Source organism: Microbacterium sp. W1-4-2 (assembly GCF_058349885.2).
The window spans coordinates 1,476,239-1,499,218 of sequence record NZ_JBYRJC020000001.1; the positions used below are offsets into that span (position 1 = coordinate 1,476,239).

At 71.9% G+C, this 22,980-nt stretch carries 25 protein-coding genes; 11 read left to right on the forward strand and 14 right to left on the reverse strand.

The features are described 5' to 3' along the window. Positions 1-8: 8 nt before the first annotated feature. The 7 genes from AC3RX0_RS06885 to coaE are packed head-to-tail and all read right to left on the reverse strand — an operon-like array spanning position 9 to position 6,886. A complete protein-coding gene (locus tag AC3RX0_RS06885; RefSeq protein ID WP_491505168.1) occupies positions 9-617 on the reverse strand; it encodes a hypothetical protein in 609 nt (202 codons plus the stop codon). Beyond that, positions 614-1,888 (reverse strand): DUF58 domain-containing protein, encoded by a 1,275-nt coding sequence (locus AC3RX0_RS06890; protein WP_491505169.1) that lies wholly within the window; start codon positions 1,886-1,888, stop codon positions 614-616. The genes AC3RX0_RS06885 and AC3RX0_RS06890 overlap by 4 nt, the downstream gene beginning before the upstream one ends. Beyond that, positions 1,888-2,886: an AAA family ATPase gene (locus AC3RX0_RS06895; protein ID WP_491505170.1), complete on the reverse strand. Its 999-nt coding sequence runs from the start codon at positions 2,884-2,886 to the stop codon at positions 1,888-1,890. The genes AC3RX0_RS06890 and AC3RX0_RS06895 overlap by 1 nt, the downstream gene beginning before the upstream one ends. Continuing rightward, a complete protein-coding gene (locus tag AC3RX0_RS06900; RefSeq protein ID WP_491505171.1) occupies positions 2,883-3,377 on the reverse strand; it encodes a hypothetical protein in 495 nt (164 codons plus the stop codon). Before AC3RX0_RS06900 ends, AC3RX0_RS06895 begins: the two co-directional genes overlap by 4 nt. Further along, positions 3,374-4,120 carry a DUF4129 domain-containing protein gene (locus AC3RX0_RS06905; RefSeq protein WP_491505172.1) on the reverse strand — a complete coding sequence of 249 codons (747 nt, stop codon included), beginning with the start codon at positions 4,118-4,120 and terminating at the stop codon, positions 3,374-3,376. The genes AC3RX0_RS06900 and AC3RX0_RS06905 overlap by 4 nt, the downstream gene beginning before the upstream one ends. Before the next feature lie 30 nt (positions 4,121-4,150). Then, the gene (gene uvrB, locus AC3RX0_RS06910) at positions 4,151-6,232 is read right to left on the reverse strand and encodes an excinuclease ABC subunit UvrB (RefSeq protein WP_491505173.1); all 2,082 of its coding nucleotides are present in this window, start codon (positions 6,230-6,232) and stop codon (positions 4,151-4,153) included. Between the two features lie 39 nt (positions 6,233-6,271). Then, positions 6,272-6,886, reverse strand: coding sequence for a dephospho-CoA kinase (gene coaE, locus AC3RX0_RS06915; protein ID WP_491505174.1), 615 nt, complete (start codon positions 6,884-6,886; stop codon positions 6,272-6,274). Between the two features lie 308 nt (positions 6,887-7,194). Here coaE and AC3RX0_RS06920 point away from each other — a divergent pair, with 308 nt between their 5' ends. The 5 genes from AC3RX0_RS06920 to AC3RX0_RS06940 all read left to right on the forward strand — a co-directional run bounded on the left by AC3RX0_RS06920 (position 7,195) and on the right by AC3RX0_RS06940 (position 10,845). After that, positions 7,195-7,938, forward strand: a complete 744-nt coding sequence (locus AC3RX0_RS06920) for a response regulator transcription factor (RefSeq protein ID WP_491505175.1) — start codon at positions 7,195-7,197, stop codon at positions 7,936-7,938. Positions 7,939-8,106: 168 nt separating this feature from the next. Beyond that, positions 8,107-8,655: a hypothetical protein gene (locus AC3RX0_RS06925; protein WP_491505176.1), complete on the forward strand. Its 549-nt coding sequence runs from the start codon at positions 8,107-8,109 to the stop codon at positions 8,653-8,655. Between the two features lie 52 nt (positions 8,656-8,707). Next, positions 8,708-9,310, forward strand: a complete 603-nt coding sequence (locus tag AC3RX0_RS06930) for a signal peptidase I (protein ID WP_491505177.1) — start codon at positions 8,708-8,710, stop codon at positions 9,308-9,310. After that, positions 9,307-9,942 (forward strand): hypothetical protein, encoded by a 636-nt coding sequence (locus AC3RX0_RS06935; RefSeq protein ID WP_491505178.1) that lies wholly within the window; start codon positions 9,307-9,309, stop codon positions 9,940-9,942. The genes AC3RX0_RS06930 and AC3RX0_RS06935 overlap by 4 nt, the downstream gene beginning before the upstream one ends. A gap of 108 nt (positions 9,943-10,050) precedes the next feature. Further along, entirely contained in the window at positions 10,051-10,845 is a 795-nt protein-coding gene (locus tag AC3RX0_RS06940; protein WP_491505179.1) for a response regulator transcription factor, read from the forward strand. Here the strand turns inward: AC3RX0_RS06940 and AC3RX0_RS06945 are convergent. From AC3RX0_RS06945 to AC3RX0_RS06965, 5 genes are all read right to left on the reverse strand, one after another. Beyond that, complete coding sequence (locus tag AC3RX0_RS06945) at positions 10,832-12,010, reverse strand: hypothetical protein (protein WP_491505180.1); 1,179 nt, start codon at positions 12,008-12,010, stop codon at positions 10,832-10,834. The genes AC3RX0_RS06940 and AC3RX0_RS06945 overlap by 14 nt on opposite strands. Before the next feature lie 2 nt (positions 12,011-12,012). Continuing rightward, on the reverse strand, positions 12,013-13,734 hold the full coding sequence (locus AC3RX0_RS06950; protein WP_491505181.1) for a sensor histidine kinase: 1,722 nt from the start codon (positions 13,732-13,734) through the stop codon (positions 12,013-12,015). A 79-nt stretch (positions 13,735-13,813) separates the two neighbouring features. Further along, complete coding sequence (gene rpsA / locus AC3RX0_RS06955; protein WP_491505182.1) at positions 13,814-15,271, reverse strand: 30S ribosomal protein S1; 1,458 nt, start codon at positions 15,269-15,271, stop codon at positions 13,814-13,816. A 235-nt stretch (positions 15,272-15,506) separates the two neighbouring features. Then, positions 15,507-16,244, reverse strand: a complete 738-nt coding sequence (locus tag AC3RX0_RS06960; protein ID WP_491505183.1) for a PH domain-containing protein — start codon at positions 16,242-16,244, stop codon at positions 15,507-15,509. Then, a complete protein-coding gene (locus AC3RX0_RS06965) occupies positions 16,241-16,408 on the reverse strand; it encodes a hypothetical protein (protein WP_491505184.1) in 168 nt (55 codons plus the stop codon). The genes AC3RX0_RS06960 and AC3RX0_RS06965 overlap by 4 nt, the downstream gene beginning before the upstream one ends. A 126-nt stretch (positions 16,409-16,534) precedes the next feature. On the opposite strand from AC3RX0_RS06965, the gene AC3RX0_RS06970 reads away from it, so the two are divergent. Next, a complete protein-coding gene (locus AC3RX0_RS06970) occupies positions 16,535-17,032 on the forward strand; it encodes an STM3941 family protein (RefSeq protein ID WP_491505185.1) in 498 nt (165 codons plus the stop codon). Between the two features lie 40 nt (positions 17,033-17,072). Here the strand turns inward: AC3RX0_RS06970 and AC3RX0_RS06975 are convergent, their stop codons facing one another. Continuing rightward, the gene (locus tag AC3RX0_RS06975) at positions 17,073-17,435 is read right to left on the reverse strand and encodes a TraR/DksA family transcriptional regulator (protein WP_491505186.1); all 363 of its coding nucleotides are present in this window, start codon (positions 17,433-17,435) and stop codon (positions 17,073-17,075) included. A gap of 53 nt (positions 17,436-17,488) precedes the next feature. Here AC3RX0_RS06975 and AC3RX0_RS06980 point away from each other — a divergent pair, with 53 nt between their 5' ends. From AC3RX0_RS06980 to AC3RX0_RS07000, 5 genes are all read left to right on the forward strand, one after another. Further along, the gene (locus AC3RX0_RS06980) at positions 17,489-18,535 is read left to right on the forward strand and encodes an FUSC family protein (protein WP_491505187.1); all 1,047 of its coding nucleotides are present in this window, start codon (positions 17,489-17,491) and stop codon (positions 18,533-18,535) included. Between the two features lie 78 nt (positions 18,536-18,613). After that, positions 18,614-19,546, forward strand: a complete 933-nt coding sequence (locus AC3RX0_RS06985; protein ID WP_491505188.1) for a 5'-3' exonuclease — start codon at positions 18,614-18,616, stop codon at positions 19,544-19,546. Positions 19,547-19,660: 114 nt separating this feature from the next. Then, positions 19,661-20,827: a sensor histidine kinase gene (locus AC3RX0_RS06990; protein WP_491505189.1), complete on the forward strand. Its 1,167-nt coding sequence runs from the start codon at positions 19,661-19,663 to the stop codon at positions 20,825-20,827. Beyond that, positions 20,824-21,486: a response regulator transcription factor gene (locus tag AC3RX0_RS06995; protein WP_491505190.1), complete on the forward strand. Its 663-nt coding sequence runs from the start codon at positions 20,824-20,826 to the stop codon at positions 21,484-21,486. The genes AC3RX0_RS06990 and AC3RX0_RS06995 overlap by 4 nt, the downstream gene beginning before the upstream one ends. Before the next feature lie 132 nt (positions 21,487-21,618). After that, positions 21,619-21,927 carry an SHOCT domain-containing protein gene (locus AC3RX0_RS07000; protein WP_491505191.1) on the forward strand — a complete coding sequence of 103 codons (309 nt, stop codon included), beginning with the start codon at positions 21,619-21,621 and terminating at the stop codon, positions 21,925-21,927. Positions 21,928-21,980: 53 nt separating this feature from the next. Here AC3RX0_RS07000 and AC3RX0_RS07005 read toward each other — a convergent pair whose 3' ends face one another. Then, positions 21,981-22,979, reverse strand: a complete 999-nt coding sequence (locus AC3RX0_RS07005) for a PHP domain-containing protein (RefSeq protein ID WP_491505192.1) — start codon at positions 22,977-22,979, stop codon at positions 21,981-21,983. Position 22,980 lies beyond the last annotated feature (1 nt).

Below are 22,980 nucleotides of genomic sequence, written 5' to 3' on the forward strand. Positions count from 1 at the left end.
GTTCGCCGTCAGCGTCGCCGCGCCAGCAACCACAGCATGACCACGATCGCGACTGCGCACAGTGCGACGGCGACCGCCGCGCCGCCGCCGCCCAGCGCGCCGCCGTACGCCGCGGACCTCGCCCACAGCGCCAGTGCCAGCACTGGCTGCGCCACGATCTCGATGAGCACCCAGCGCCGGGCCGGTGCGACGAGGGCGCGCAGCTGCAGCCGGCCACGGACCGGAAGGACCATGCAGAGGCCGGCCAGCACGTGCAGCAGGTGCACCGTTGCGACCGCGAGGTACGACCGCGGGTCGGCCAGGCTCGCCGGATGCGCGAGCTGGGCCAGTGCGATCACGAGCGCGGCACCCCACCCCAGCAGTCCCGCCGGCAGCACCGCGCCCCCGACCGCGAGCACGACGGCGATCACCGCGTACGGCAGCGGGGCGATCGCGAACGCGACGCAGGCGGCCGCCACGAGCGCGACCCGCACGGTCGCGAGCGGCACCCACGACCCCAGTTCGATGCGCGTATCGGTCCGCGTCCCCCGGCTGCGGGCGGCGCCCCGGGCATCGTGACGATCCGCGGCGACGCCCGCGGAAGGGACGCCGGCGGCCGTGCGGGGCGGCCCGCTCATCGCCGCCGCCGTACGCGGGTCATGGCACGCAGCGCCGCGGTGCGGGTACCGGCCGAGCCGTCCCAGGCGAGCACGTCGGCTCCCGTGGCGACGATGGCGGCGAGCCGGTCGGCGCGCATGCCCAGCACGATGCGGGATGCGGCGATCTCCTCGCGCCGCAGCCGCTCGCTGCGCAGCTGCGGCAGGACGTCCACCGCCAGCACCCGGTGCCCGGCCGCCCGCCACAGTTCGACCAGCCGCACGGGCTCGTCGTCGAGGAACGTCGACAGCAGTGCCACCAGGGCACCGCTGGGCACGAGCGGCGTGCGGTGCCGGGCCGCGCGCGGCTGCGGTGCCGCCGAGACGATCGCCTCGCGCAGGCGCTGGCGCTGGCGGGCGCCCGAGCCGCGCGGCACGGCCGACCCCAGCCGCGAGAGCAGTTGGAACGACACCTGGTCACCGGCATCCAGATACGCGCTGGCGATGCTCCAGGCCGCCTCGCGGGCGACGTCCATCGACGTCGGCACGGCCAGCGCGCGATCGCCGCGCAGCCAGTCGCCCACCATGCCGGTCACGTCCTCGCCGTCGTCCAGGACGAGCGCGACGTCGATGTCCGCGGTGGCGAACGTGCGGCGCACGAACAGGTCGCCCGGGCGGCGGGCGAGACGGGCGGTGGCCTTCCAGTCGATGCGCTGCAGCCGATCCCCGCTCGAGAACGGGTGGATGTCGCGGAACTCGCCGCCGTCGCCCGCGCGCGGGGCGTCGTGCGCACCGGTGAGCCCCGCCGGCACACGCGGCAGCGGCAGGAACGGCAGCGGCTGGGCGGGCGGCGTGATCCGTGCCGACAGACGCGAGACGGTGGATGCCGCGGCCGCCCAGGTCCCGTCGGCCCCGATCGGGCACGTCTCGCCGGCCACCAGCTGTTGATCGCCGGAGTGCACCGTGGCCAGTCGCATCGCGAAGGATCCGCGCGGGGCGGCGACGACCGCCCGATCGGTCCGATGCTCGAGCATCGACACCGTGACGACGGCGGTCTCGGCGCCCGGCGCGCGCACCTCGGCGCGGACCACGACCACGGGGTGTCGTACCGCCGACGGCTCGGCGTGCGCGCGCACCAGCGACGTGCGCGCGCGCCCGGTGCGCCGGCCGGCGCCCAGCGCCGCAGCCACGGCGGCGAGCAGGACGACCCCCGCCATCGCGAGGTCGGGCCGCCCGAAGCCGACGGCGACGGCGAGCAGGGCCACGCCCAGCCCCGCGCCCGCGAACGGCGCCGGCGACAGCGGCGCGCGCATCACACTGTGCCGCGCGCGACCGTCGGCGGAACGGCGACCTTCGCGGTGATCGCCTCGATCACGCGGGCCGGATCCGTCCCGGCCGCCCAGGCGGCCGGGGTCAGGGTGATCCGATGGGCGAGCACCGGCACCGAGACCCGCTTGACGTCGTCCGGGGTGACGTAGTCGCGCCCGTCGATGACGGCGATCGCGCGGGCCATGAGCATGAGGCCCTGCGAGCCGCGCGGGGACGATCCGACCTCGACGGACGCGTCCGAGCGGGTGGCCGAGGCCAGGTCGACGCAGTAGCGCAGGATGTCGGCATCCACGTGCACGCGCTCGACGCCCGCCTGCATCGCCAGCAGGTGCTCCGCGTCCACGACCTGGGCCACGCGGGCGACCTCGGTGCGTCGGGCGATGCGGTTCGCGAGGATGCGCTCCTCGCCCGTGCGGTCCGGATAGCCGACGCTCAGCCGCACGAGAAAGCGGTCCAGCTGCGCTTCGGGGAGCGCGTACGTGCCCTCGTACTCGATCGGGTTCGCCGTCGCGATCAGGTGGAACGGGCGCGGGAGCGCGAAGCTCGTCCCCTCGACGGTCACCTGCCCCTCGGCCATCGCCTCCAGCAGCGCGGACTGCGTCTTGGGGGCGGTGCGGTTGAGCTCGTCGGCCAGCAGCAGTCCCGTGAAGATCGGGCCCGGACGGAACTCGAACGTGCCGCTGTCCGGTGCGTACACGTAGGAGCCGGTGATATCCGAGGGCAGCAGGTCGGGCGTGCACTGCAGTCGGCGGAACGCCAGCCCCGACGCCTGCGCGAGAGACCAGGCGGCAAGGGTCTTGCCGAGGCCGGGAACGTCTTCGAACAGCACGTGGCCGCCGGACAGGATCGCCGCCAGGGCGAGGCGCAACGGCTCCTCCTGCCCGATGACGACCGTGCCCAGCTCGGTCAGGATCCGCTCGGCGATCTCGCCGACGCGGTCCGGGGCGAGCACCGTGCCGGCAGGCGGGGATGGCTGTGTCACTGCAGTCCTCTCGGCTCGCGGATCCGCGTCGGGGCGATGAGCTCCAAACGGTTCAGGCAGTACTCGACGTCGGAGATGCCCACCCGTGCGTCGCGGGACAATGCGGCCAGGGCGCGGGGCGTGATCAACTCCGAGATCCGCGCGGCGTCGGCGGGATCGTCCAGCTCGAGCCCCTGGCGGCGCAGGCGGGACTGCGCGAAGGCCCGCAGCCGCTTGCGCCCGGCATCCCCCACCTCGCCGCGGCGCCCCCGCAGCGACCACGCCGTCTGGCTGACCTCGGAACGCGTGCCGGGCCGGGGGTCGAGGACGGGGCGGACGAACAGCGGACGCTCGGCGTCGGCGAACCCCGCCCACGCCCCGCCGAACGCGGCGGTCAGGATCGCCGCCGCGAGTGCGAACGGCCACGCGACCCCGAAGAACCAGAGAATGCCGCCGATCAGCCCACCCATGACGGCGGCGCCGACCAGCACGCGCGTGCCGCTTTCGCTCATGCATCCTCCCGGCGCCCGGTGGTGGATCCCTCGTCTCGCGCATCATGCCACGAAGCCTGCAGGCGCAGCAGGCTCTCGCGCGCCGCGGCGACCGCGTCGGCGTCGGCGTCGCGCCCGCCGAATCGCACGTCCTGATAGAGGCGGAGCAGGCGCTGCGCGGCATTGCGATCGGTGTCGAAGCGCTGCACGACGCGTGCGGCGTGCTCGGCCGCCGTCTCGGCGTCGCCTCGCCCCGCACCGGCGAGCACGGCGGCGTCCTCGAGGCCCAGCCACGCCTGGACCACGGCGTCGGCGGGCGCGCGCGGCTCGTCCAGCAGCTCCAGCGCGCGGGCGATCCCGCGCCGCATGGCAGGGGCGGGCACGGCGACGTCGTCGGCCACCGAGCCGACCCCGGCATCGGTCACGGCGACGCGAGCCCGACGCACGCGGCGGCGCCGGTCGAGCACGCGCCGGACGATGAAGCGGACGATCAAGGCGAGCACGAGCACCGCGGCCGCGACGGCGAGCACCTCGAGGATGAGCAGGATGATGCGGCCGACCGTGTCGGATCCCTGCGGCATCCGGGGCGGCCCCGGTGCCTGCGTCGGCTGGGCGGGCATCGTCGGCTGCCACCGCGTCGGCGCGGGCACCCACTGTGGCGGTCCGACCTCGACCGGTCCGGTCAGAACGACGCCGGCCACCACGACCGTCCCGACGATCGCGACGGCCGCGATCAGCGGAGCGCGACCGATGCGAGACCTCACGCTCTCACGCTACCGGAGGGGCCGCGCACCTCAGGCGTGGCCGGCCTTCTCCATCGCCCGCAGCTCCTTCTTCAGGTCCTGCACCTCGTCGCGCAGCCGGGCGGCCAGCTCGAACTTGAGCTCACCGGCCGCGGCGAGCATCTGGCCGGTGAGGTCCGAGATCGTCTCTTCGAGCTGCTGCGCCCCTTCGGCGGCCAGGCCCTCGCGGCGCAGCCGCGGCGTCGGACTCTTGCCCTTGCCGCTCTTGGTCTTGGCCGCGTCGCGCTTGGACATCATCGACGCGGTGTCGGCGCCTTCACGCGCGAGCACCTCGGTGATGTCGGCGATGCGCTTGCGCAGCGGCTGCGGGTCGATGCCGTTCTCACGGTTGTAGGCGATCTGCTTCTCGCGCCGCCGCTCGGTCTCATCGATGGCGTTGCGCATCGAGTCGGTCATGTTGTCGGCGTACATGTGCACCTGGCCCGAGACGTTGCGGGCCGCACGGCCGATCGTCTGGATGAGCGAGGTGCCGCTGCGCAGGAACCCCTCTTTGTCGGCGTCGAGGATCGACACCAGCGAGACCTCGGGCAGGTCCAGACCCTCGCGCAGCAGGTTGATGCCCACCAGCACGTCGTAGACGCCGGCGCGCAGCTCCGTGAGCAGCTCGACGCGCCGCAGCGTGTCGACGTCGGAGTGCAGATAGCGCACCCGGACGCCGTGCTCGCCGAGGAAGTCGGTGAGCTCTTCGGCCATCTTCTTGGTCAGTGTGGTCACCAGCACGCGCTCGTCGCGCTCGACCCGCAGGCGGATCTCTTCGAGCAGATCGTCGATCTGGCCCTTCGAAGGCTTGACGACGATCTCGGGGTCGACCAGGCCCGTGGGGCGGATGATCTGCTCCACAATGCCGTCGGCCACACCCATCTCGTAGCGCCCCGGAGTCGCCGACAGGTACACGGTCTGCCCGATCCGCTCCTTGAACTCGTCCCACCGCAGCGGGCGGTTGTCCATCGCCGACGGCAGCCGGAACCCGTGCTCGACGAGGGTGCGCTTGCGCGAGGCATCCCCCTCGTACATCGCGCCGATCTGCGGGACCGTGACGTGGGACTCGTCGATCACGAGCAGGAAGTCGTCGGGGAAGAAGTCCAGCAGCGTGTGCGGCGGCTCGCCGGGCTGGCGACCGTCGAGATGGCGCGAGTAGTTCTCGATGCCCGAACAGAACCCCAGCTGCTGCAGCATCTCGAGGTCGAACGTCGTGCGCATGCGCAGCCGCTGCGCCTCGAGCAGCTTGCCCTGGCGCTCGAACTCGGCCAGGCGCTCGGCCAGCTCGGCCTCGATCGTGCCGATCGCGCGCTGCACGACGTCCGTGCCGGCCACATAGTGCGACGCCGGGAAGATCGGCACCGAGTCGAGCCTGCGCATGATGTCGCCGGTGAGCGGGTGCAGCATGTACAGCGCCTCGATCTCGTCGCCGAACAGCTCGATGCGGATCGCGTACTCCTCGTAGACCGGGATGATCTCGATCGTGTCACCGCGCACGCGGAAGTTGCCGCGCGAGAAGTCGACGTCGTTGCGGTTGTACTGCATCGCGATGAACTGGCGGATCAGTGCATCGCGGTCGTAGCGCTCTCCCACCTGCAGCGCCACCATCGCGCGCAGGTACTCCTCGGGGGCGCCCAGGCCGTAGATGCACGACACGGTCGAGACGACCACGACGTCGCGGCGGCTGAGCAGCGAGTTCGTCGTGGAGTGGCGCAGCCGCTCGACCTCGGCGTTGATCGACGAGTCCTTCTCGATGAAGGTGTCGGTCTGCGGGACGTACGCCTCGGGTTGGTAGTAGTCGTAATAGCTGACGAAGTACTCCACCGCGTTGTGCGGCATCAGCTCGCGGAACTCGTTCGCCAGCTGCGCGGCCAGAGTCTTGTTGTGCGCGAGCACCAGCGTCGGCCGCTGCACCTGCTCGATGAGCCAGGCCGTGGTGGCCGACTTGCCGGTGCCGGTGGCGCCCAGCAGCACGACATCCGTCTCGCCCGCATTGATGCGGGCGGCGAGGTCGGCGATCGCCTGCGGCTGGTCGCCGCTGGGGGCGTATGCGCTGACGACCTCGAACGGGCGGACGGAACGGGTGGGTTGCATCACACCAGGCTACGACCGGGTTCGGACATCCCGGCGTGCTCAGCGCGTCGCGGCGGATCCGTCCGACACCCGCGCCCACAGCGCATCCGTCTGGGCGCGGGTCTCCGCGAGGGTGCCGGACGTGTCGATCACGACGTCGGCCACCGCGAGCCGCTCGTCGTCGCCGGCCTGCGCCGCGATCCGCGACCGCGCCTCGTCGGCGGTCATGCCCCGCAGCGTCACGAGACGCTCCAGCCGCAGCTCGGCGGGCGCGTGCGCGACCACGACGAGGTCCCAGTCGTCGTCGCGTCCGGCCTCGATCAGCAGCGGCACGTCGTAGACGACGACCGCTGCCGGGTCCGCGGCGAACGCCGCAGCGAACCGGCGCGCCGACTCCGCGGCGACCGCCGGGTGCACGATCGCGTTCAGCCGTGCGATCCGGTCGGGATGGCCGAACACCAGCGCGCCCAGCCGCGCGCGAGCCAGCGACCCGTCGGACTCGATGACATCGGCGCCGAACTCGGCGGCGATCCGATCGAGCACGGGCGAACCCGGCCGCTGCACGTCGCGCACGATCGCGTCGGCGTCCACGACGACGGCGCCGTGTGCGGCCAGGCGCGCCGCCACCGTCGATTTGCCCGAGGCGATCCCGCCGGTGAGTGCGATGAGAGGCATGGGTCGAGGATGCCACGTCCGGGCGCCCCGGCGATGCCGGCGACATCCTGAGCGTGGCCCGAGCGGCGGCTGAGCGAGCGCGTCCAGCCTCGTCGTGGGTGCGGAACACCCCCGGGGCACCGTCGGTGCAGGGGTCGCCGCCGGCTTTGGGATCCTTCGGCGGGACCCGCGCCCGGCCCGCTTGGGGAAGCGGGCCGGGCCCCCGATATTCCCGTACGTGACGCGCGTCAGCTTCTTCGCTATCCTGGCGAGAGGGTCGGAAGATCGCGCCGCTGTGGGAGCGGATGCGTTGACCGCTGGGGGGTCATGTGCTGGATGCGCGCAGTGCCGTCGTCATAGAAGACGAGGAAGAAGTCCGAGTGCTGGTGGCGGCCGTGCTCGAACAGGCAGGGTTCGACGTGTCGACCGCCGGCGGCGGTCGTGAGGGGCTGGCGCTCGTGGAGAGCACCGAGCCCGTCGTCACCACGCTCGACCTGCACATGCCGGGGATGGACGGGATCGAGACGGCGCGGCGGATTCGCGCCATCAGTCCCACCTACCTCGTCATGCTCAGCGGGAGCACCGACGAGATCGACACGCTGCAGGGGCTGGAGGCCGGGGCCGACGACTTCATCGGCAAGCCGTTCCGCCCCCGCGAGCTGCGAGCGCGGATCGAGGCGATGCTCCGACGCCCTCGCGCGCACGCGTTCTCGCCGCCGGTCACCGAGTCGCGGGACGACGACGAGCACTGGCTCGAGCACCGCGGTCTGCGCCTGCATCCGCAGATGCGGGTGGCCGTGGTGGACGGGCGCGAGCTCGACCTCACCCGCAGCGAGTTCGACATCCTTGCCGACCTGCTCTCCAGCGGGCGCCGGGTGCGCTCCAAGAGCCAACTGGCCCTCATGCTGCGCGGCGAGCATCATGCGTCGACCACGTACGTCAGCGACAGCGACGCGCGCGCGATCGAAGTGCACATGGCCAATCTGCGCCGCAAGCTCGGCGACACGGCATCCCATCCCCGCTGGGTCGAGACGGTGCGCGGTGTGGGCTATCGGCTCACCGCTGCCGAGTGACGGTGTGCGACTTCTGCTCAGGATCGACTCAAGATCACAACCCTGAGATCGGCTTGAGGCCTGATTGAGTGCGGATTGAGGCACGGCTTCTACCTTCGGATCACCGCAGTGCGAGCCCGGGATCTCCCGGACACCCCGACGCTGCACTACTCGGCCCGAAAGGCAGAAATGATCCAGACATCCTCGACCCGCGCACAGCGCCGGTCCGCCCGCACCCACAAGCGCCGCCCGATCATCGCCGGTGCGCTGGCCCTGCTCGCCGTCGGCGGCGTGGGCGCGGCCCTCACGAGCGCCGCATGGACCGACAACGTGTTCTTCGCCGCTCCCGCCCAGGCCGCCACGTTCGACCTGCAGGGCTCGCTCGACAACACCACCTGGGTGCAGTCCGACAACGCCGACGCGGTCCAGCTCAGCGTGCCCGCCGCGACGTTCGCGAACATGCTGCCCGGTCAGACCCGCACGGTCACGCTGTACGTGAAGAACGCCGGTACGGCCAATGCCGCGATCACGGCGAGCGCGGGCTGGGCCACCGGCAGCACCTTCACGACAGCACCCACCATCGCAGTCAGCCCCGCCTCGACGAGTCTGACCGCCTCGGGCGCCTCGCAGACGACGACGATCACGCTGACCGTCACCGCGCCCGCCGACTGGGCTGCCACCAACCAGGGCAAGTCCGGCACGATCAGCGTCACCGTCGCGGGCACCGCCACGGCCTGATCGCCGGCCCGGACGACGCACCCCTTCATCGAACCGAAGAAACGAGCACGACATGATCGCACTGCACCGCATCGCCATCGGCGTCCTGTGGGCGCTGGCTGCCGTGGGGATCGCCTGCGGGATCGTCTGGGGCGCCACCGCCGCCGGCCTGATCAAGCCCCTCATCGTGATCTCCGGTTCGATGGAGCCGAACATCATGACCGGCGACCTGGTGGTCGACACTCCCGTCGACACCGGTTCGCTCGCGGTCGGCGATGTCGTGAGCCTGCCCAGCGCGCAGACGCACGACCTCGTCACGCACCGCGTCCAGTCGATCGTCCGGGACGGCGACGGCTACACGATCGTCCTCAAGGGCGACAACAACCGGTTCGTCGACGCGGTGGGGTACCACGTCGGCGAGCGCGTGTGGGCGCCTTCGCTGCGTCTGCCCGGCGCGGGCGCCGTCGTCCAGCGGATGACGGCGCCCCCGGTGGCGCTGGCCCTGCTGCTGGGCGTCGCCGCCCTGGTCGGGCTCGCCTGGATCACGCCGGCCACGCGCCGGGAAGAAGGAGAAGTGGATGCCTCGGCCGACGCGGCCGAGACTCCGCTGGACGACACACTCCCGGTGGGCTCGCGTCGCGAGCGGCGCGAGCCCACCGGGGCCACGGCATCGTGAACCCGACCGGTGCCGCGGCGATCAAGCGCCGGGCGGTGGGGCGAGGCAGGCGCGGACCTGCCCCCCGCCGCCCGGCGTGGGGCCGTGCCGCCGCGGGCCGAGCGGTGTTCGCGGCCGTCGTCACCATCGCGCTGCTGGGGGCGCTGACGGTCACGGCGGGAGTCGCCCACACGAGTGCGGCGTGGGCCGATCGCACATACGCCGCCGCACCCGTCTCGGCCGGCGCCTGGTCGGCGTTCGGCAGCTGCACCGCGATGACGGCGCAGAACACCCCGGTCGGCACGTGCACGATCGCCTCGATGACGTACGACGGTTCGGGCGCGGCCAACAAGCACCTGCGGACGTACACGATCACCTTCCAGGTGTCCGCGCCGAGCTCCATCGCCACCGTGTCGCTGTCAGCCGACCTGTCCACAGCCACGCGCAACAGCGACACGAGCATCGGCCCGTGGAACTGGGCGAACGCAATGACGCTTCCCAGCACGCAGTTCTCCCCCACCTCCGCATGCGCGGCCCTGCCCGCCGTCACGGGTCGCACCGCGGCCGGCCTGGCGTGGTCGAACACCACCGCGATCTCGTTCACATTGGCGGACTCCACCGCCGCCTTCTCGGGCAGACCGAGCTGTTCATGAGGAACGACACCCGTGCCCGGTAAAGCGTTCCGTCATGCGTTCTGGGATATCCTGACCGATGTCGCGGAGCCGAAATCCCCAGGGGCCTCGGCTCAGGAGGGGGAGTTCGTGGATCCGAGACGCATCGCCGTCGTCATCGAGGATGAGGCCGACATCCGTTCGCTGCTGTCGGACGTGCTCGAGCAGGCCGGCTTCACCGTGCACAGTGCGGGAAGCGGTGCCGAGGGCGTTGAGCTCGTCCGCGACGTACGCCCCGTGGTGACGACGCTCGACGTGAACATGCCGGGCATGGACGGGTTCGAGGCGACGCGCCGCATCCGCGCGATCAGCGAGACCTTCATCGTCATGCTGACGGCGCGCACGGAAGAGATCGACGCCCTCCAGGGGCTGGATGCCGGTGCCGACGACTACGTGACAAAGCCGTTCCGGCCGCGCGAGTTCCGCGCCCGCATCGAGGCGCTGCTGCGTCGCTCGCGCATGGGCGCCCCCGCCCCGGCGCATTCCGAACGGCCCGCCCCCGTCGCCACCACGCGGGAGCCGAACGCGCCGGTGGAGACGCCGGCCGAGACCGACGACGGGGACTGGCTCGAGCACAAGGGACTGCGGCTGAGCGTAGGCATGCGGCTCGCCTCGGTGGACGGCGTGCCGCTCGAGCTCACCCGCAGCGAGTTCGACATCCTCGCCGAGCTGCTCTCGGCTCGTCGCCGCGTGGTCGCCAAGAACGAGTTGGCGCTGATGCTGCGCGGCGAGCGCTACAACGGCACCGAGTTCGTCAGCGAGAGCGATGGCCGCGTCATCGAGGTGCACATGGCGAACCTGCGGCGCAAGCTCGGCGAGCGCCCGGCGCACCCGCGATGGATCGAGACGGTGCGCGGCGTCGGCTACCGGCTCACGGCGCGCTGACGTCCTCGTCCACCACGACCGCCGTCCCGACGCTGCCGGCTGCGCGACGCCCGGCAGCGCGCGCTGCGGCCACCGCCCGGTCCGTCGTCGCGCCGCCCGGTTGGGGCAGTGTCATGCCGACCCCGACCACGGGCACAACGCCCCCGCTGACCCGGCCGAGCCCGTCGACCAGGCCGCGGTAGAGCTGCCCTGCACGACGACGTGCATCCGGCCCGGACGTGGCCTGGAACGCGATCAGCAGCCCGGTCTCCCCGTCCTCGCCCACCAGCGCCATCGCGGGCACCAGCCGCAGCGCGCTCTCGCGGCACGCGTCGGCCACGGTATGGGCGACCTCGTCGCCGAACGCCATCGCGATCTGCGGCAGGTCGTCGATGCGCACCGAGACCACCGCGACCTGCTCGGCGCGATGCCCGGCGCGACTCAGTGCCTGGTCGAGGATCCGAAGGAACGAGCCGTACGGCAGCACGCCACCCGTTCCCAGCAGTGGCGCCGAGGCCGTGAGCAGCAGCCCGCGGTCTGCCGCGCGATCCGCCCGCAGAACGGACGTCACCACGACCGCCACGATGGTCAGGATCACGGTCAGAACGCTGGCCACCGCGACCCCGAAGTACGTGACGAACACGACCCCGTCGAAACCGCCGATCAGCACGGAGACGATGCGCCCGACGTAGAACAGCGCCTGCAGCCCGAGCACGCCCGCCAGTGCCCGCGCCGTGCGGTACTGGCCCATCTCCCCGCGCAGCGCCTCGGCGGCGCCCAAGCCCGCGAACACCATGAGCGCGACGAACATCCACAGCGCGCCCGCCCAGGACCCGGCATCCGGACTGTCCACGATGACCGCGACCGCCGCCCCCACCGCGACGACGGCCACGACGAGGGACGACGCGGTCATCCGCCGTGCGTTGAAGTACCGGCATCCGAGCCACATGCACCCGGTTCCGATCACGAACGTCGCGTTGCCGATGACCACGCTCCACATCGCGTGCGGGTCGTACGCCCAGACCATGTACGACAGCGTCGTCAGGATCGCCCCGAGAAACGCGAGCGACCACACCCGCCCGGCGCCGTCGTCGCGGCGCAGGAACGTCTCGGCGATGAAGAACACACCGCTGACGACCACGACGAGGGCTGTCACGAACGACAGCGTCACCTGATCGAGGACCATGCTCACTCCCCCTCCGGGACGGCGCCCCGCGCCTCGGGATCGTCCACCGACCGGGGCACCGCCACCCGTGGCGCCGGGGCCGATGCCGCGCGCGTCGCCGGCAGCCGCACCATGAACGTCGAGCCGACCTGCACGGTGCTGCGCACGGTGATGTCGCCCCCGTGCGCGCGCGCCAGCTGTCTGCTGATCGCGAGCCCCAGCCCCGTGCCCTTCCGGGTGCCGGTGCGGACGCTCTCAGCCCGGTAGAACCGCTCGAACAGGCTCCCCATCTCGGTGTCGGTCATTCCGATCCCGGTGTCTCGGACGAGGATCCACGTGGAGTCCCCGTCGGTCGTGCAGCCGATGGTCACCGTCCCACCCGCACGGTTGTACTTGATCGCATTGACGATCAGGTTATCCAGGATCTGTCGGATCCGGTGCGGGTCGGCATAGGCGGTCGCGGGCTCCACACCCGAGGCATCGAGGCCCACACCCGCCTCTTCGGCCCGGGGCACCAGGGACTCCACGGCCGCGGCCACGATGTCGGCGACGTCGGCGTACTCGGGCCTGATGGTGAGGTCGACCGATCGGGTGGAGTCGCTCGAGGCCGCCAGGATGTCGGCGATGATCCCGAGCAGCCGCTCCGCGTTGCGCTCGGCGATCTCCAGACCCCGCCGGGCGCCGGCGGGCACCTGTGGGTCGTCGATCGCGAGGTCGAGATAGCCGAGGATCGAGGTCAGGGGCGTGCGCAGCTCATGCGAGACCGAGGCCACCAGCTCGTCGCGCGCGCGCAGGGCCCGCAGCTCGCGGGTGACGTCCCGCGACGCGAGCACCGCCCCGGCGTCGGCTCCCGAGGAGTCCCGCAGCCGGCGCACCGAGATCTCCAGCGCGATGGTGTCGCCCTCGGCGCCCCCGAACCACAGCACCTGGCCGTCGAAGGCCTCCCCGCGCAGCGCGCGCTCGAGCGGCATCTCGTCGGGCGGCAGGGGGGTGACCCCGTCGGCCGAGTACACCTGCAGGTCGTCGGCGGCAGCCTCCCGAATCAGCGCCCGCTGCAGTTCGGCCGGCGTCTCGTTCACGATCGAGACCGCGCCGTCCTGCGCGATGCGGATCAGGCCGAAGTCCACGGCCTCGATGAGCTCGGCCAGCTCCTGCTCCTGCCGTCGCGACCGCTCCAGCGACTGTCCGAGCACCCGCGCCTGCTTGTCCAGCAGCGCCCGCTGAGCCGCGGACCGCCGCGCGGTCAGGTAGCTCGCGCCGCTCACACTGAACACCACCAGGGGCAGCAGGACCAGCGAATAGCCGGACGGCATGCCGGGCTGCGCGATGACGGTCAGCACGAACACGACGAGGATCACGACCGCCCCGCCCACGGCCCCCGCCAGCGCGTACGTCGAGGCCAGCCACATCGCCGGGAAGACCCAGAGCAGACCCACCCCCGATGTGGGCTCGCCGAGTCGCATGAGGGCGATGGCGATGATGTCGGTCACCGGCACGAGGGCGAGCCAGATCGCGGCGATCCGATTCCACGGCACCACGACGGCGGCACCGGTCGCGAGGAAGACCATCACGATGCCGATGAAGAAGAGGCCTGCGTCGTTGGAGCGCGGCGAGAAGACCGTCAGCATCGTGGTGACGAGCACCACGAATGCCAGGAGCAGCTGGTTCAGCGCACCGACGCGTTCGAACGTGCGGTCGTGCCCGCCCTCGAACCTGATGAGCCTGATCCCACCGCCCGATGTCATACCGCGACGTTATCGCGACATGGGACGACGAGGGGGCCGGAACCCGCAGGTTCCGGCCCCCTCGTTCAGCGTGTCCCGATCAGCGACCGGAGAGCTTCTCGCGCAGAGCGGCGAGAGCCTCGTCGTCGGCGAGGGTGCCCGCCGGGGTCGACTCGCTGGAGAACGATGACGACGGCTGCGCCGCGGCCTCGCCGAAGCCGGCGGCCTCGGCCTCGAGCGCCTTGGCGACCTGCGCCTTGTGCGCCTCCCAGCGGGCCTGGGCGGCGGCGTACTCCTGCTCCCAGGTCTCGCGCTGCTCGTCGAAGCCTTCCTTCCACTGGTTGGTCTCCGGGTCGAATCCCTCGGGGTACTTGTACTCCCCGTTCTCGTCGTACTCGGTGGCCATGCCGTAGAGGGCGGGGTCGAACTCGGTGCCGAACGGGTCGACCGCGTCGTTCGCCTGCTTCAGCGACAGCGAGATGCGGCGGCGCTCCAGGTCGATGTCGATGACCTTGACGAAGACCTCTTCGCCCACCGACACGACCTGCTCGGCCAGCTCGACGTGCTTGCCCGACAGCTCGGAGATGTGCACGAGGCCCTCGATGCCGTCCGCGACGCGCACGAACGCGCCGAACGGAACGAGCTTGGTGACCTTGCCCGGTGCGATCTGGCCGATCGCGTGGGTACGGGCGAAGACCTGCCACGGGTCCTCCTGCGTCGCCTTCAGCGACAGCGAGACGCGCTCGCGGTCCAGGTCCACCTCGAGGATCTCGACGGTGACCTCCTGGCCGACCTCGACGACCTCGCTGGCGTGCTCGATGTGCTTCCAGCTGAGTTCGGAGACGTGCACCAGACCGTCCACGCCGCCCAGGTCGACGAACGCGCCGAAGTTGACGATCGACGAGACCGTGCCCTTGCGGACCTGACCCTTGTGCAGGTTGTTGAGGAAGTTCGAACGCGACTCCGACTGCGTCTGCTCGAGCAGCGCACGGCGCGAGAGCACCACGTTGTTGCGGTTCTTGTCGAGCTCGAGGATCTTCGCCTCGAGCTCCTGCCCCAGGTACGGGGTCAGGTCGCGGACGCGACGCAGCTCGATGAGCGACGCCGGCAGGAAGCCGCGCAGCCCGATGTCGACGATGAGGCCGCCCTTGACGACCTCGATCACCTGACCGGTCACGACGCCGTCGTTCTCCTTGATCTTCTCCACGTCGCCCCACGCGCGCTCGTACTGCGCACGCTTCTTGGAGAGGATGAGACGGCCTTCCTTGTCCTCCTTCTGGAGGACGAGGGCCTCGACCTGGTCGCCGACGCCGACGACCTCGTTCGGGTCGACGTCGTGCTTGATGGAAAGCTCGCGCGAGGGGATGACGCCCTCGGTCTTGTAACCGACGTCGAGGAGGACCTCGTCGCGGTCGATCTTGACGACGGTGCCTTCGATGAGGTCTCCGTCGTTGAAGAACTTCAGCGTCTTCTCGACCGCGGCCAGGAAGTCCTCGGCAGATCCGATGTCGTTGATCGCGACCTGCTTGGTGGCCGGGGCGGTCGTTGCGGTAGTCATGTAGTGGGTTGTCCTTGTTGGGTTGGATGATCGGGCTCCGGCACACGCCACCCGCCGCACATGTGCGGCATGATGGGAGCGGGATGCTCGCCGAAGCGGAGCGGATGTGTTGCGTGTCGCACGCACGACGAACCAGTCGCCACGCGAATGACACTCCAGGGTATCAGAACGCCCTCGGCACACGCGATGTTCCCTGCGACCGCGGTGTTCCCGCGGCCGCTCCGGGTCTCAGTCGTCAGCGCGGGAGCTCGATGGGGTCGGTGTCGGTCGCGTCCGGGTCGAACAGCGCGGTGTCGAACGGCTCCGGCTCGAACGCGGCCGGCTCGAACGGGGCCGGGTCGTGCGGCGCGCGATCGAGCGGCGGGAACTGCAGCGTCTCGTTCCACACCACCGGCGCCGGGGCCGCGGCCGGCGACACCCGCCGCTGCTCTCGCATCGGCGCCGACGTCCCGTGTCCGGCGCCGAGGTCGCGCCCCGCCCATCCGCGCAGGCCCGCCTGCTGGATCACGCGCTGGATCGTGAGGCCCCGCCGGTCGGGGTTGCCCACGAACCGGATCTCGCGCAGACCCTGCGCCTGGGCCGCCGACTCGAAGATGAAATGGCCGTAGCCGAGGATCCGCCCGACGAAGGGCTTGTCGACGGTGATGTCGAGGATGCGGGCAAGCGGCATGGTCGCGATGTGCTGAGACAGGATGCCGTGGATGCGGAAGACCCGCATGTTGGTGATCACGAACCTGTCCATCCGACGGTCCAGGATCCGCCAGATCGCATGGGCGATCAGAACCGCGGCGACCAGCAGGAACAGCCACCACGCGGGCGGCACGATCACCGCCAGGATCGTCACCGCGACACCGCACGCGAGTTCGACCACGGCGCCCACGAGCGACGCCCAGTGCTTGCGCACCTCGTCGATCACGATCTCGCCCTGATCGGCGATCAGATGGCGGGCGGTGCGTGGATCGATCTCGCTCATGAACCGGCGAGCGCCGTGAAGAAGTGCACGACCGCCTCACCTGCGCCCCATACGGCGCCGACCGCCCCCTGCACGGCGCTTGCCGCGTCCTGCGGGTGCATGACCAGGTAGAAGACCGCGAAGGCGGCGGCCAGGATGATGACGAGGCGCTTGATGATCTTCACGAGGTGGTTCCTTCCGTAGGCATCGGCGTCGGATGAGTCCAGCCCCCCGGGTGCACACCTCTGCCTTTCTACCCGCCGGTTGCCGTATGCGCCATCAGACACGCGGGTCTCGCATACGGTGGACCCATGCCCGATTCCGCGCCGCCCCTCGTCGTGATCACCCCTCGCCGCAAGCTCGTCGTCCTCGTGATCCTGTGCGCTCTGTTCGCCGCGATGGGGGTCGTCGTCCTGGCCCTGGCGCCCACCAAGACCCTCAACGTGGTGGTCGGCAGCGGCGCCATCGCCTTCTTCGGCATCGGCGGGGGCACCGCGTTCGTCACGCAGTGGCGGCGCACGCGCCTGATCACCGCGGACGACGAGGGCATCCGTCTCGGCGAGGGCGGACGCATCGACTGGAAGGACGTCGACCGGATCGGCTCGACCTCCGGCGCCCTCGGCATCCGGCTGCGGCGCTACGACGGGTTCCTGTCCTCCGCACCCCGCGGCGCCGGCTACTCGCCCGAATCGCTGCGCGCGTCCCGGGCCAACAACGCGGGGTGGGACCTGGTGTGGCCGCAGCGGCTGCTCGACCGCACTCCTGGCGAGGCCGCCCGCGAGCTGCAGCGGCGCCGGCCCGGCGCCTGAGCCGTCGGACCATCACCCGGACCCCCGCCCCGGACTCTCGTCAGCGGTCTTCGCGCTCGGCGCAGGCGACGCATCTGGTCGCCATCGGCCTGATGCGCAGCCGGCCCACCGGAATCGGCCGGCCGCAGGACTGGCAGACGCCGTAGGTGCCGGCATCCCACCGCTCCTGTGCGGCGTGCACCGCAGCACGCTCGCGCAGCTGCTCGTCGCGCAGACCCGCGATCCGCGACCATTCGCCCGAGAGCGTGACGCCCTCGGGATCGTGCTCGTCGTCCGCAGTCGCGTCGGCGCGCGCGTCGGCCAGTGCGCCCAGATCGCCCTCGAGCGCGGCCAACGTCGCGTCGATCTCGTCGACGCGGGTGCGCAGCAGCTCGGCGAACTCGGTGCGGTGTGCCTCGTCCATGGTGTACCGAGCATAGACCGCCGCAGGGGCGGACGGTCGCATACCGTGGACGCATGCGACTGACGGCCACGTTCCGCGCCACTCGGCGCGCGCCCCTGCTGCAGGTGCTGAAGTCGGCGGTCGCCGCCGTCGCCGGATGGCTCGTCGCCGGATGGATCATCCCCGGGCCCGCCCCCGTGTTCGCGGCCATCGCCGCTCTGCTGGTGGTGCAGCCCAGTGTCAACCAGACGTTCGCGAAGGCTGTGGAGCGCACGGTCGGCGTGATCGTGGGCGTCGGGGTGGCCGCTGCACTCGGACTGTTCCTGGGCAACGGCACCTGGATCGTGCTGCTGGCGATCACGCTCGCCCTGCTGCTGGCCTGGGCGCTGCGGATGACCTCGGGCACCGCCAACCAGGTCGCCATCAGCGCCATGCTCGTGCTCACGATCGGCGGTACCGCGAACGGCTACGCGGTGGACCGCATCCTCGAGACGATGATCGGCGCGGTCATCGGGTTCATCGTGAACATCGCGATCGTCCCGCCGCTGTCGGTCTCCCCCGTCCACGCCCGGGTCGACCAGCTGGGCGCGGAGCTCGCCGACACGTTGGACAGGCTTGCGCTCGCGCTGGCCCGCACGCAGACGCCGGCCCAGTTGAACGAGCTGCTGGTCACCGCCCGGTTGCTGCGGCCGATGCGCGAGGCGGCAGCCGAGGCTATCGACACCGCACAGGAATCCCTCACGCTCAATCCCCGTGCCGGCCGCCACCGCACCGAGCTCGCCGAACTGCACAGCCTGCTGGAGCGCTACTCGACCATCGTGACCCAGGCGATCGGCATGACCCGCACGTTCGCGGACCGCTACGACGACACCCTGCACGTCGAGCCCACCGTCACAGCGATCGCCGAGCAGCTGCAGCGCGCCGCGCACGACGTGCGGCTGCATCTGCAACGCCTCGAAGAGGCGTCGGACGTCGCGCCGGAAGACGCGGACGAGCCGGCCCTGACCCGCCCGCTCACGGTCGGCGCTCCGCGCTCCGGCCACTGGGTTCTGGTCGGTTCGCTCCTGGTCGACCTGCACCGCATCCACGACACTCTCGCTGCGGACGCGGGTGCGGGCTGAGCGCGAGCCCGCGAAGAAGCTGCGCGCGCGAGAAGAAGAGGGATGCCGCGGACCCGCCGCGCATGTCAAGATCGAGCCGTGACCGACCGCCTCATGCTTCTTGACAGCGCCTCCCTCTACTTCCGCGCCTTCTTCGGGGTGCCGTCGTCGGTGACCGCGCCGGACGGCACCCCCGTGAACGCCGTCCGCGGGTTCCTCGACATCATCGCGAAGCTCGTCTCGACATACGGGCCCGCTGCCGTCGTCGCCTGCTGGGACGACGACTGGCGGCCCGCGTGGCGGGTCGCGCTCATCCCGACCTACAAGGCGCACCGGGTCGCCGAAGAGGTTCCCGGCGGCCACGACGTCGAAGAGGTCCCCGACGCGCTGACGGCCCAGGTGCCGCTGATCCGCGAGGCGCTGGCGCACCTCGGGATCCCCATTGCCGCCGCATCCGGATTCGAGGCCGACGACGTGATCGGCACGCTCGCCACACGCGCGACCACGCCCGTGGACGTGGTCACCGGCGACCGCGACCTGTTCCAGCTCGTCGATGACGACCGCGACGTGCGAATCGTCTATACGGCCCGCGGCATGAGCAATCTCGATGTCGTCACCGACGAGGTCGTGGTCGGCAAGTACGGCATCCACGCCGCCCAGTACGCCGACTTCGCGACTCTGCGGGGCGACCCGTCCGACGGGCTGCCGGGCGTGCCGGGTATCGGCGAGAAGTCGGCGGCGACGCTGCTGCAGGCCCACGGCACGCTGGACGGCATCGTGACGGCGGCACGAGCGGGCGAGGGGATGTCGGCGCGGGTGAGCGCGCGGATCCTCGAGGCGGCGCCCTACCTCGAGGTGGCCCCGGCCGTGGTGCGGGTGGCCTGCGATGCGCCCGTGGACGCCACGCCCGCGCCGCTGACGGCGATCGGCGCCGAGCGTCGCGGGATCGTCGAGGAGTTCGCCGCGACCTGGGGGCTGACGACGGCCATGACCCGGGCCCTCGACGCCCTCGCCGCCGTCGCCGCCCGCTGAGCGGCAGTGCCGTCGCGAGCCGCGGACCGGACTGCACCGTACTCCGCGGGGAGTACCCGCACGCCCTCCCGCCGGACGATGAGCGGCGCGGACGGCACGAGTAGCCTTGGGCCCATGCCCCGGCAGCGCTGGGACGACACCGTCCCCCGGTTCCGCCCGCCACCCGGCGTGACGCTGTACGCGCCGGTCGTGGTGTCGTTCCTGGTGCAGGTGCCGGCGACCGTCGGCGTGGGATTGTGGTCCCGGGTCGAGCCGGCATGGGCGCTGCTCGGCGCCGTGCTGGCCGCGGCATCCGCCCTCGCCCTGCTGGCAGCTCGCGCGCTGCCCGGCCCGACGGTGGCGCTCGTGGCGGCCCTCACCCTCGCCGGCCTGTTCGTACCGCCCGACGCGGGGCCGCCGCCGATCGCCCTGGCGTTCGCGATCGTCGGGGCGGTGGTGCGCGGCGCTCTCGTCTGGGCGCTCGGCTCGACGGGTGCGGCCTGGCTCGTCGCCGTCGCCGCGGGCGGGCTGAACGGGCAGCTGTGGCATCCGTTCCGCATCGCGCTGGCGACGCTGCTGCTCGGACTCTGCTTCGCGGTGGGCGCCGGCATCCGGCACCGGATCGAGCGCGCCGTGCGGCACCGGGTGCAGCTGGCCGAGCGCCGCGCCGCGAGCGAGCAGGCCGAGCGCACCCGCATCGCCCGCGAGCTGCACGACGTGCTGGCGCACTCCCTCAGCCAGATCGCCGTCCAGTCCGGCGTCGGCCTGCACCTGTTCGACCGGGAGCCGGAGCGTGCCCGAGAGGCCCTGGCCAACATCCGCAGCCTGTCGGCGACGGGACTGGACGAGGTGCGCGGCGTGCTCGCGATCCTGCGCGGCGACGACGCCGCCACCGGCTCGGCGGCGCCGCTGAGCCCGCAGCCGCAGCTGGCCGAGGTCGCCGGGCTCGTGGCGCAGCGCACCGGGCACGGGCTGACGGTCGCCCTGGACGACGACCTGGCCGGGGACGCGCCGCGCAGCAGCGTCCAGACCGCCGTGTACCGCATCGTGCAGGAGGCCCTGACGAACGTCGTGCGCCACTCCGAGGCCTCGCGCGCCGTGGTGCGGCTGCATCGCGACGGCGCGCTGCTGTCGGTCATCGTCGACGACGACGGCGTCGGCGCCGACGACCGCCCGGCAGGCGGCGGGATCCGCGGCATGCGCGAGCGCGCTGCGCTGCTGGGCGGCACCATGCAGGTCGAGCGCGGCCCGCTCGGCGGCACGCGCATCATCGCGCTGCTGCCGTGGGAGGGTGCGGCATGATCCGCGTCGCGATCGCCGACGACCACCAGCTCGTCCGTGCCGGCTTCCGCGCCCTGCTGGACTCCGAGACCGACATCGAGGTGGTCGTCGAGGCGTCGGGCGGGCAGGAGCTGCTGCGCCGCGTGCACGAGACGGCGGTGGATGTCGCGTTGCTGGACATCCGGATGCCCGACGGCGACGGGCTGTGGGCCACCGAGCAGATCGCCGCCGACCCGGCGCTGGCCGGCGTCCGCGTCGTGATCGTCACGACGTTCGAGCTCGACGAGTACGTCGCCCGCGCCATCCGGGCCGGGGCCAGCGGCTTCCTCGTCAAGGACACCGATCCGGTCGACCTCATCCGGGCCGTACGCGTGGTCGCCGCCGGCGATGCGCTGCTCTCGCCCGGCGTGACCAGGCGCCTGCTGGAGCGCGCTGCCGGCGGCCTGCGCGACGCGCCCGACCCCGGCGTGCTCGCGGAGCTGACCGAGCGCGAGACCGAGGTGCTGAAGCTGGTCGCGCAGGGACTGACGAACGACGAGATCGCCGAGCGCCTGTTCCTGTCACCGCTCACGGCGAAGACGCACGTCTCGCGCATCATGCAGAAGCTGCACGCGCGCGACCGCGCCCGCCTGGTGGTCATCGGCTATGAGTCCGGCCTGATCATTCCCGGCTGGCAGTAGCGGCGACCGGGGGCGTACTCCGGCTGGAGCAGGACAAGTCACTCCCGGTGGCGGATTCGCAGATGCCGCGTCCGGCGTTGACTCGATGCCATGGGTCGCGACCGTCGCGACCCGGCACACGAGAGGGACATCATGATCACTGCACTGGCCGCCCCGGCCGTCCACGCCGCCCACTGGGGCGGCCCGTTCTTCGGTCCGTGGTTCCTGCTCATCCCGCTGTTCTGGATCGTCGTGCTCGTCGTGCTGTTCGCCGTCTTCGGTCGGCGCTGGCGCCGCGCCGCGATGAACGACGGGTACGGCCCGCACGGCCGCATCGATCCCGGCCGCCAGGCCGAGGCGACGCTCGCCGAGCGCTTCGCGCAGGGCGACATCGACGAGGTCGAGTACCGCAAGCGCCTCGAGGTGCTGCGCGCGAACGCGCCCGCACCGCACGGCCGCTGATCCGGCGTCGCGCCCCGCCGGCACTCCCCGGCGGGGCGCGGTCGCGCGTACGGTCAGCGCGGACGCGCCGTCCACTCCCGCAGCCGTTCGAGCGGCCACGTCGTCACGATCCGGTCGGCGGGCACCCCCGCCTGTTCGGCCCGCACCGCGCCGTGGTCGATGAGCGAGAGCTGCCCGGGCGCGTGCGCATCCGAATCGATCGAGAAGAGGCATCCGACCTGCAGCGCCAGAGCCAGCAGATCGTCTGGCGGATCCTGCCGCTCGGGTCGCGAGTTGATCTCCACCGCCACCCCGTGTGCGGCGCACGCCTCGAACACCGCGCGTGCGTCGAACGCCGACGGCGGGCGCGTGCCGCGCGCCCCCTCCACGAGCCGGCCCGTGACGTGGCCGAGCACGTCCACCTGAGGGTGGGATGCCGCAGCCACCAGTCTCGCCGTCATCGGCGCCGCGTCCATCCGCAGCTTCGAATGCGCGGACGCCACGACCACGTCGAGCTCGTCGAGCAGCGCGGTGTCCTGGTCGAGGGTCCCGTCCTCGAGGATGTCGACTTCGATCCCCGACAGCAGCGTGATGCCGTCCACAGCGGCGTCCACCTCGGCCACCGCCTCCAGCTGGGCGCGCAGCCGCTGCGCCGACAGCCCGTTGGCCACGCGCAGCCGCGGCGAGTGATCGGTCAGGGCCAGGTACTCGTGGCCGAGCGCGCGAGCGGCGGCCACCAGCGGCTCGATGGGCGTCAGCCCGTCGGACCAGTCGCTGTGCGCATGCAGGTCGCCGCGCAGCAGCGGACGCAGCGCGGAGTCGGCGGCCGTGCCGGCATGCGCGCGCAGCTCGGCGAGGTAGCGGGGCACCTCGCCGGCCAGCGCCTGCTGGATGACGGCGAAGGTCGATTCGCCGATGCCCTTGCGTCGGCGCAGCGCGGGATCGCGCAGTGCTGCGTCGTCGAGGCCGTCGATCGCGGCGGCTGCGGCGCGGAACGCCTTCGACTTGTACCGCGACGCACGTTCGCGCTCGAGCAGGTATGCGATCTGCTCGAGCGCCTCGCGCGGGTGCATG

Coding starts and splice junctions, on each gene's coding strand:
- AC3RX0_RS06925 (WP_491505176.1), top strand. CDS start 8,107: ATGATCCAGACATCCTCGACCCGCGCACAGCGCCGGTCCGCCCGCACC.
- AC3RX0_RS07005 (WP_491505192.1), bottom strand. CDS start 22,979: ATGCACCCGCGCGAGGCGCTCGAGCAGATCGCATACCTGCTCGAGCGC.
- uvrB (WP_491505173.1), bottom strand. CDS start 6,232: ATGCAACCCACCCGTTCCGTCCGCCCGTTCGAGGTCGTCAGCGCATAC.
- AC3RX0_RS06970 (WP_491505185.1), top strand. CDS start 16,535: ATGCCCGATTCCGCGCCGCCCCTCGTCGTGATCACCCCTCGCCGCAAG.
- AC3RX0_RS06930 (WP_491505177.1), top strand. CDS start 8,708: ATGATCGCACTGCACCGCATCGCCATCGGCGTCCTGTGGGCGCTGGCT.
- coaE (WP_491505174.1), bottom strand. CDS start 6,886: ATGCCTCTCATCGCACTCACCGGCGGGATCGCCTCGGGCAAATCGACG.
- AC3RX0_RS06990 (WP_491505189.1), top strand. CDS start 19,661: ATGCCCCGGCAGCGCTGGGACGACACCGTCCCCCGGTTCCGCCCGCCA.
- AC3RX0_RS06980 (WP_491505187.1), top strand. CDS start 17,489: ATGCGACTGACGGCCACGTTCCGCGCCACTCGGCGCGCGCCCCTGCTG.
- AC3RX0_RS06950 (WP_491505181.1), bottom strand. CDS start 13,734: ATGACATCGGGCGGTGGGATCAGGCTCATCAGGTTCGAGGGCGGGCAC.
- AC3RX0_RS06960 (WP_491505183.1), bottom strand. CDS start 16,244: ATGAGCGAGATCGATCCACGCACCGCCCGCCATCTGATCGCCGATCAG.
- AC3RX0_RS07000 (WP_491505191.1), top strand. CDS start 21,619: ATGATCACTGCACTGGCCGCCCCGGCCGTCCACGCCGCCCACTGGGGC.
- AC3RX0_RS06890 (WP_491505169.1), bottom strand. CDS start 1,888: ATGCGCGCGCCGCTGTCGCCGGCGCCGTTCGCGGGCGCGGGGCTGGGC.
- AC3RX0_RS06945 (WP_491505180.1), bottom strand. CDS start 12,010: ATGGTCCTCGATCAGGTGACGCTGTCGTTCGTGACAGCCCTCGTCGTG.
- AC3RX0_RS06995 (WP_491505190.1), top strand. CDS start 20,824: ATGATCCGCGTCGCGATCGCCGACGACCACCAGCTCGTCCGTGCCGGC.
- AC3RX0_RS06975 (WP_491505186.1), bottom strand. CDS start 17,435: ATGGACGAGGCACACCGCACCGAGTTCGCCGAGCTGCTGCGCACCCGC.
- AC3RX0_RS06900 (WP_491505171.1), bottom strand. CDS start 3,377: ATGAGCGAAAGCGGCACGCGCGTGCTGGTCGGCGCCGCCGTCATGGGT.
- AC3RX0_RS06885 (WP_491505168.1), bottom strand. CDS start 617: ATGAGCGGGCCGCCCCGCACGGCCGCCGGCGTCCCTTCCGCGGGCGTC.
- rpsA (WP_491505182.1), bottom strand. CDS start 15,271: ATGACTACCGCAACGACCGCCCCGGCCACCAAGCAGGTCGCGATCAAC.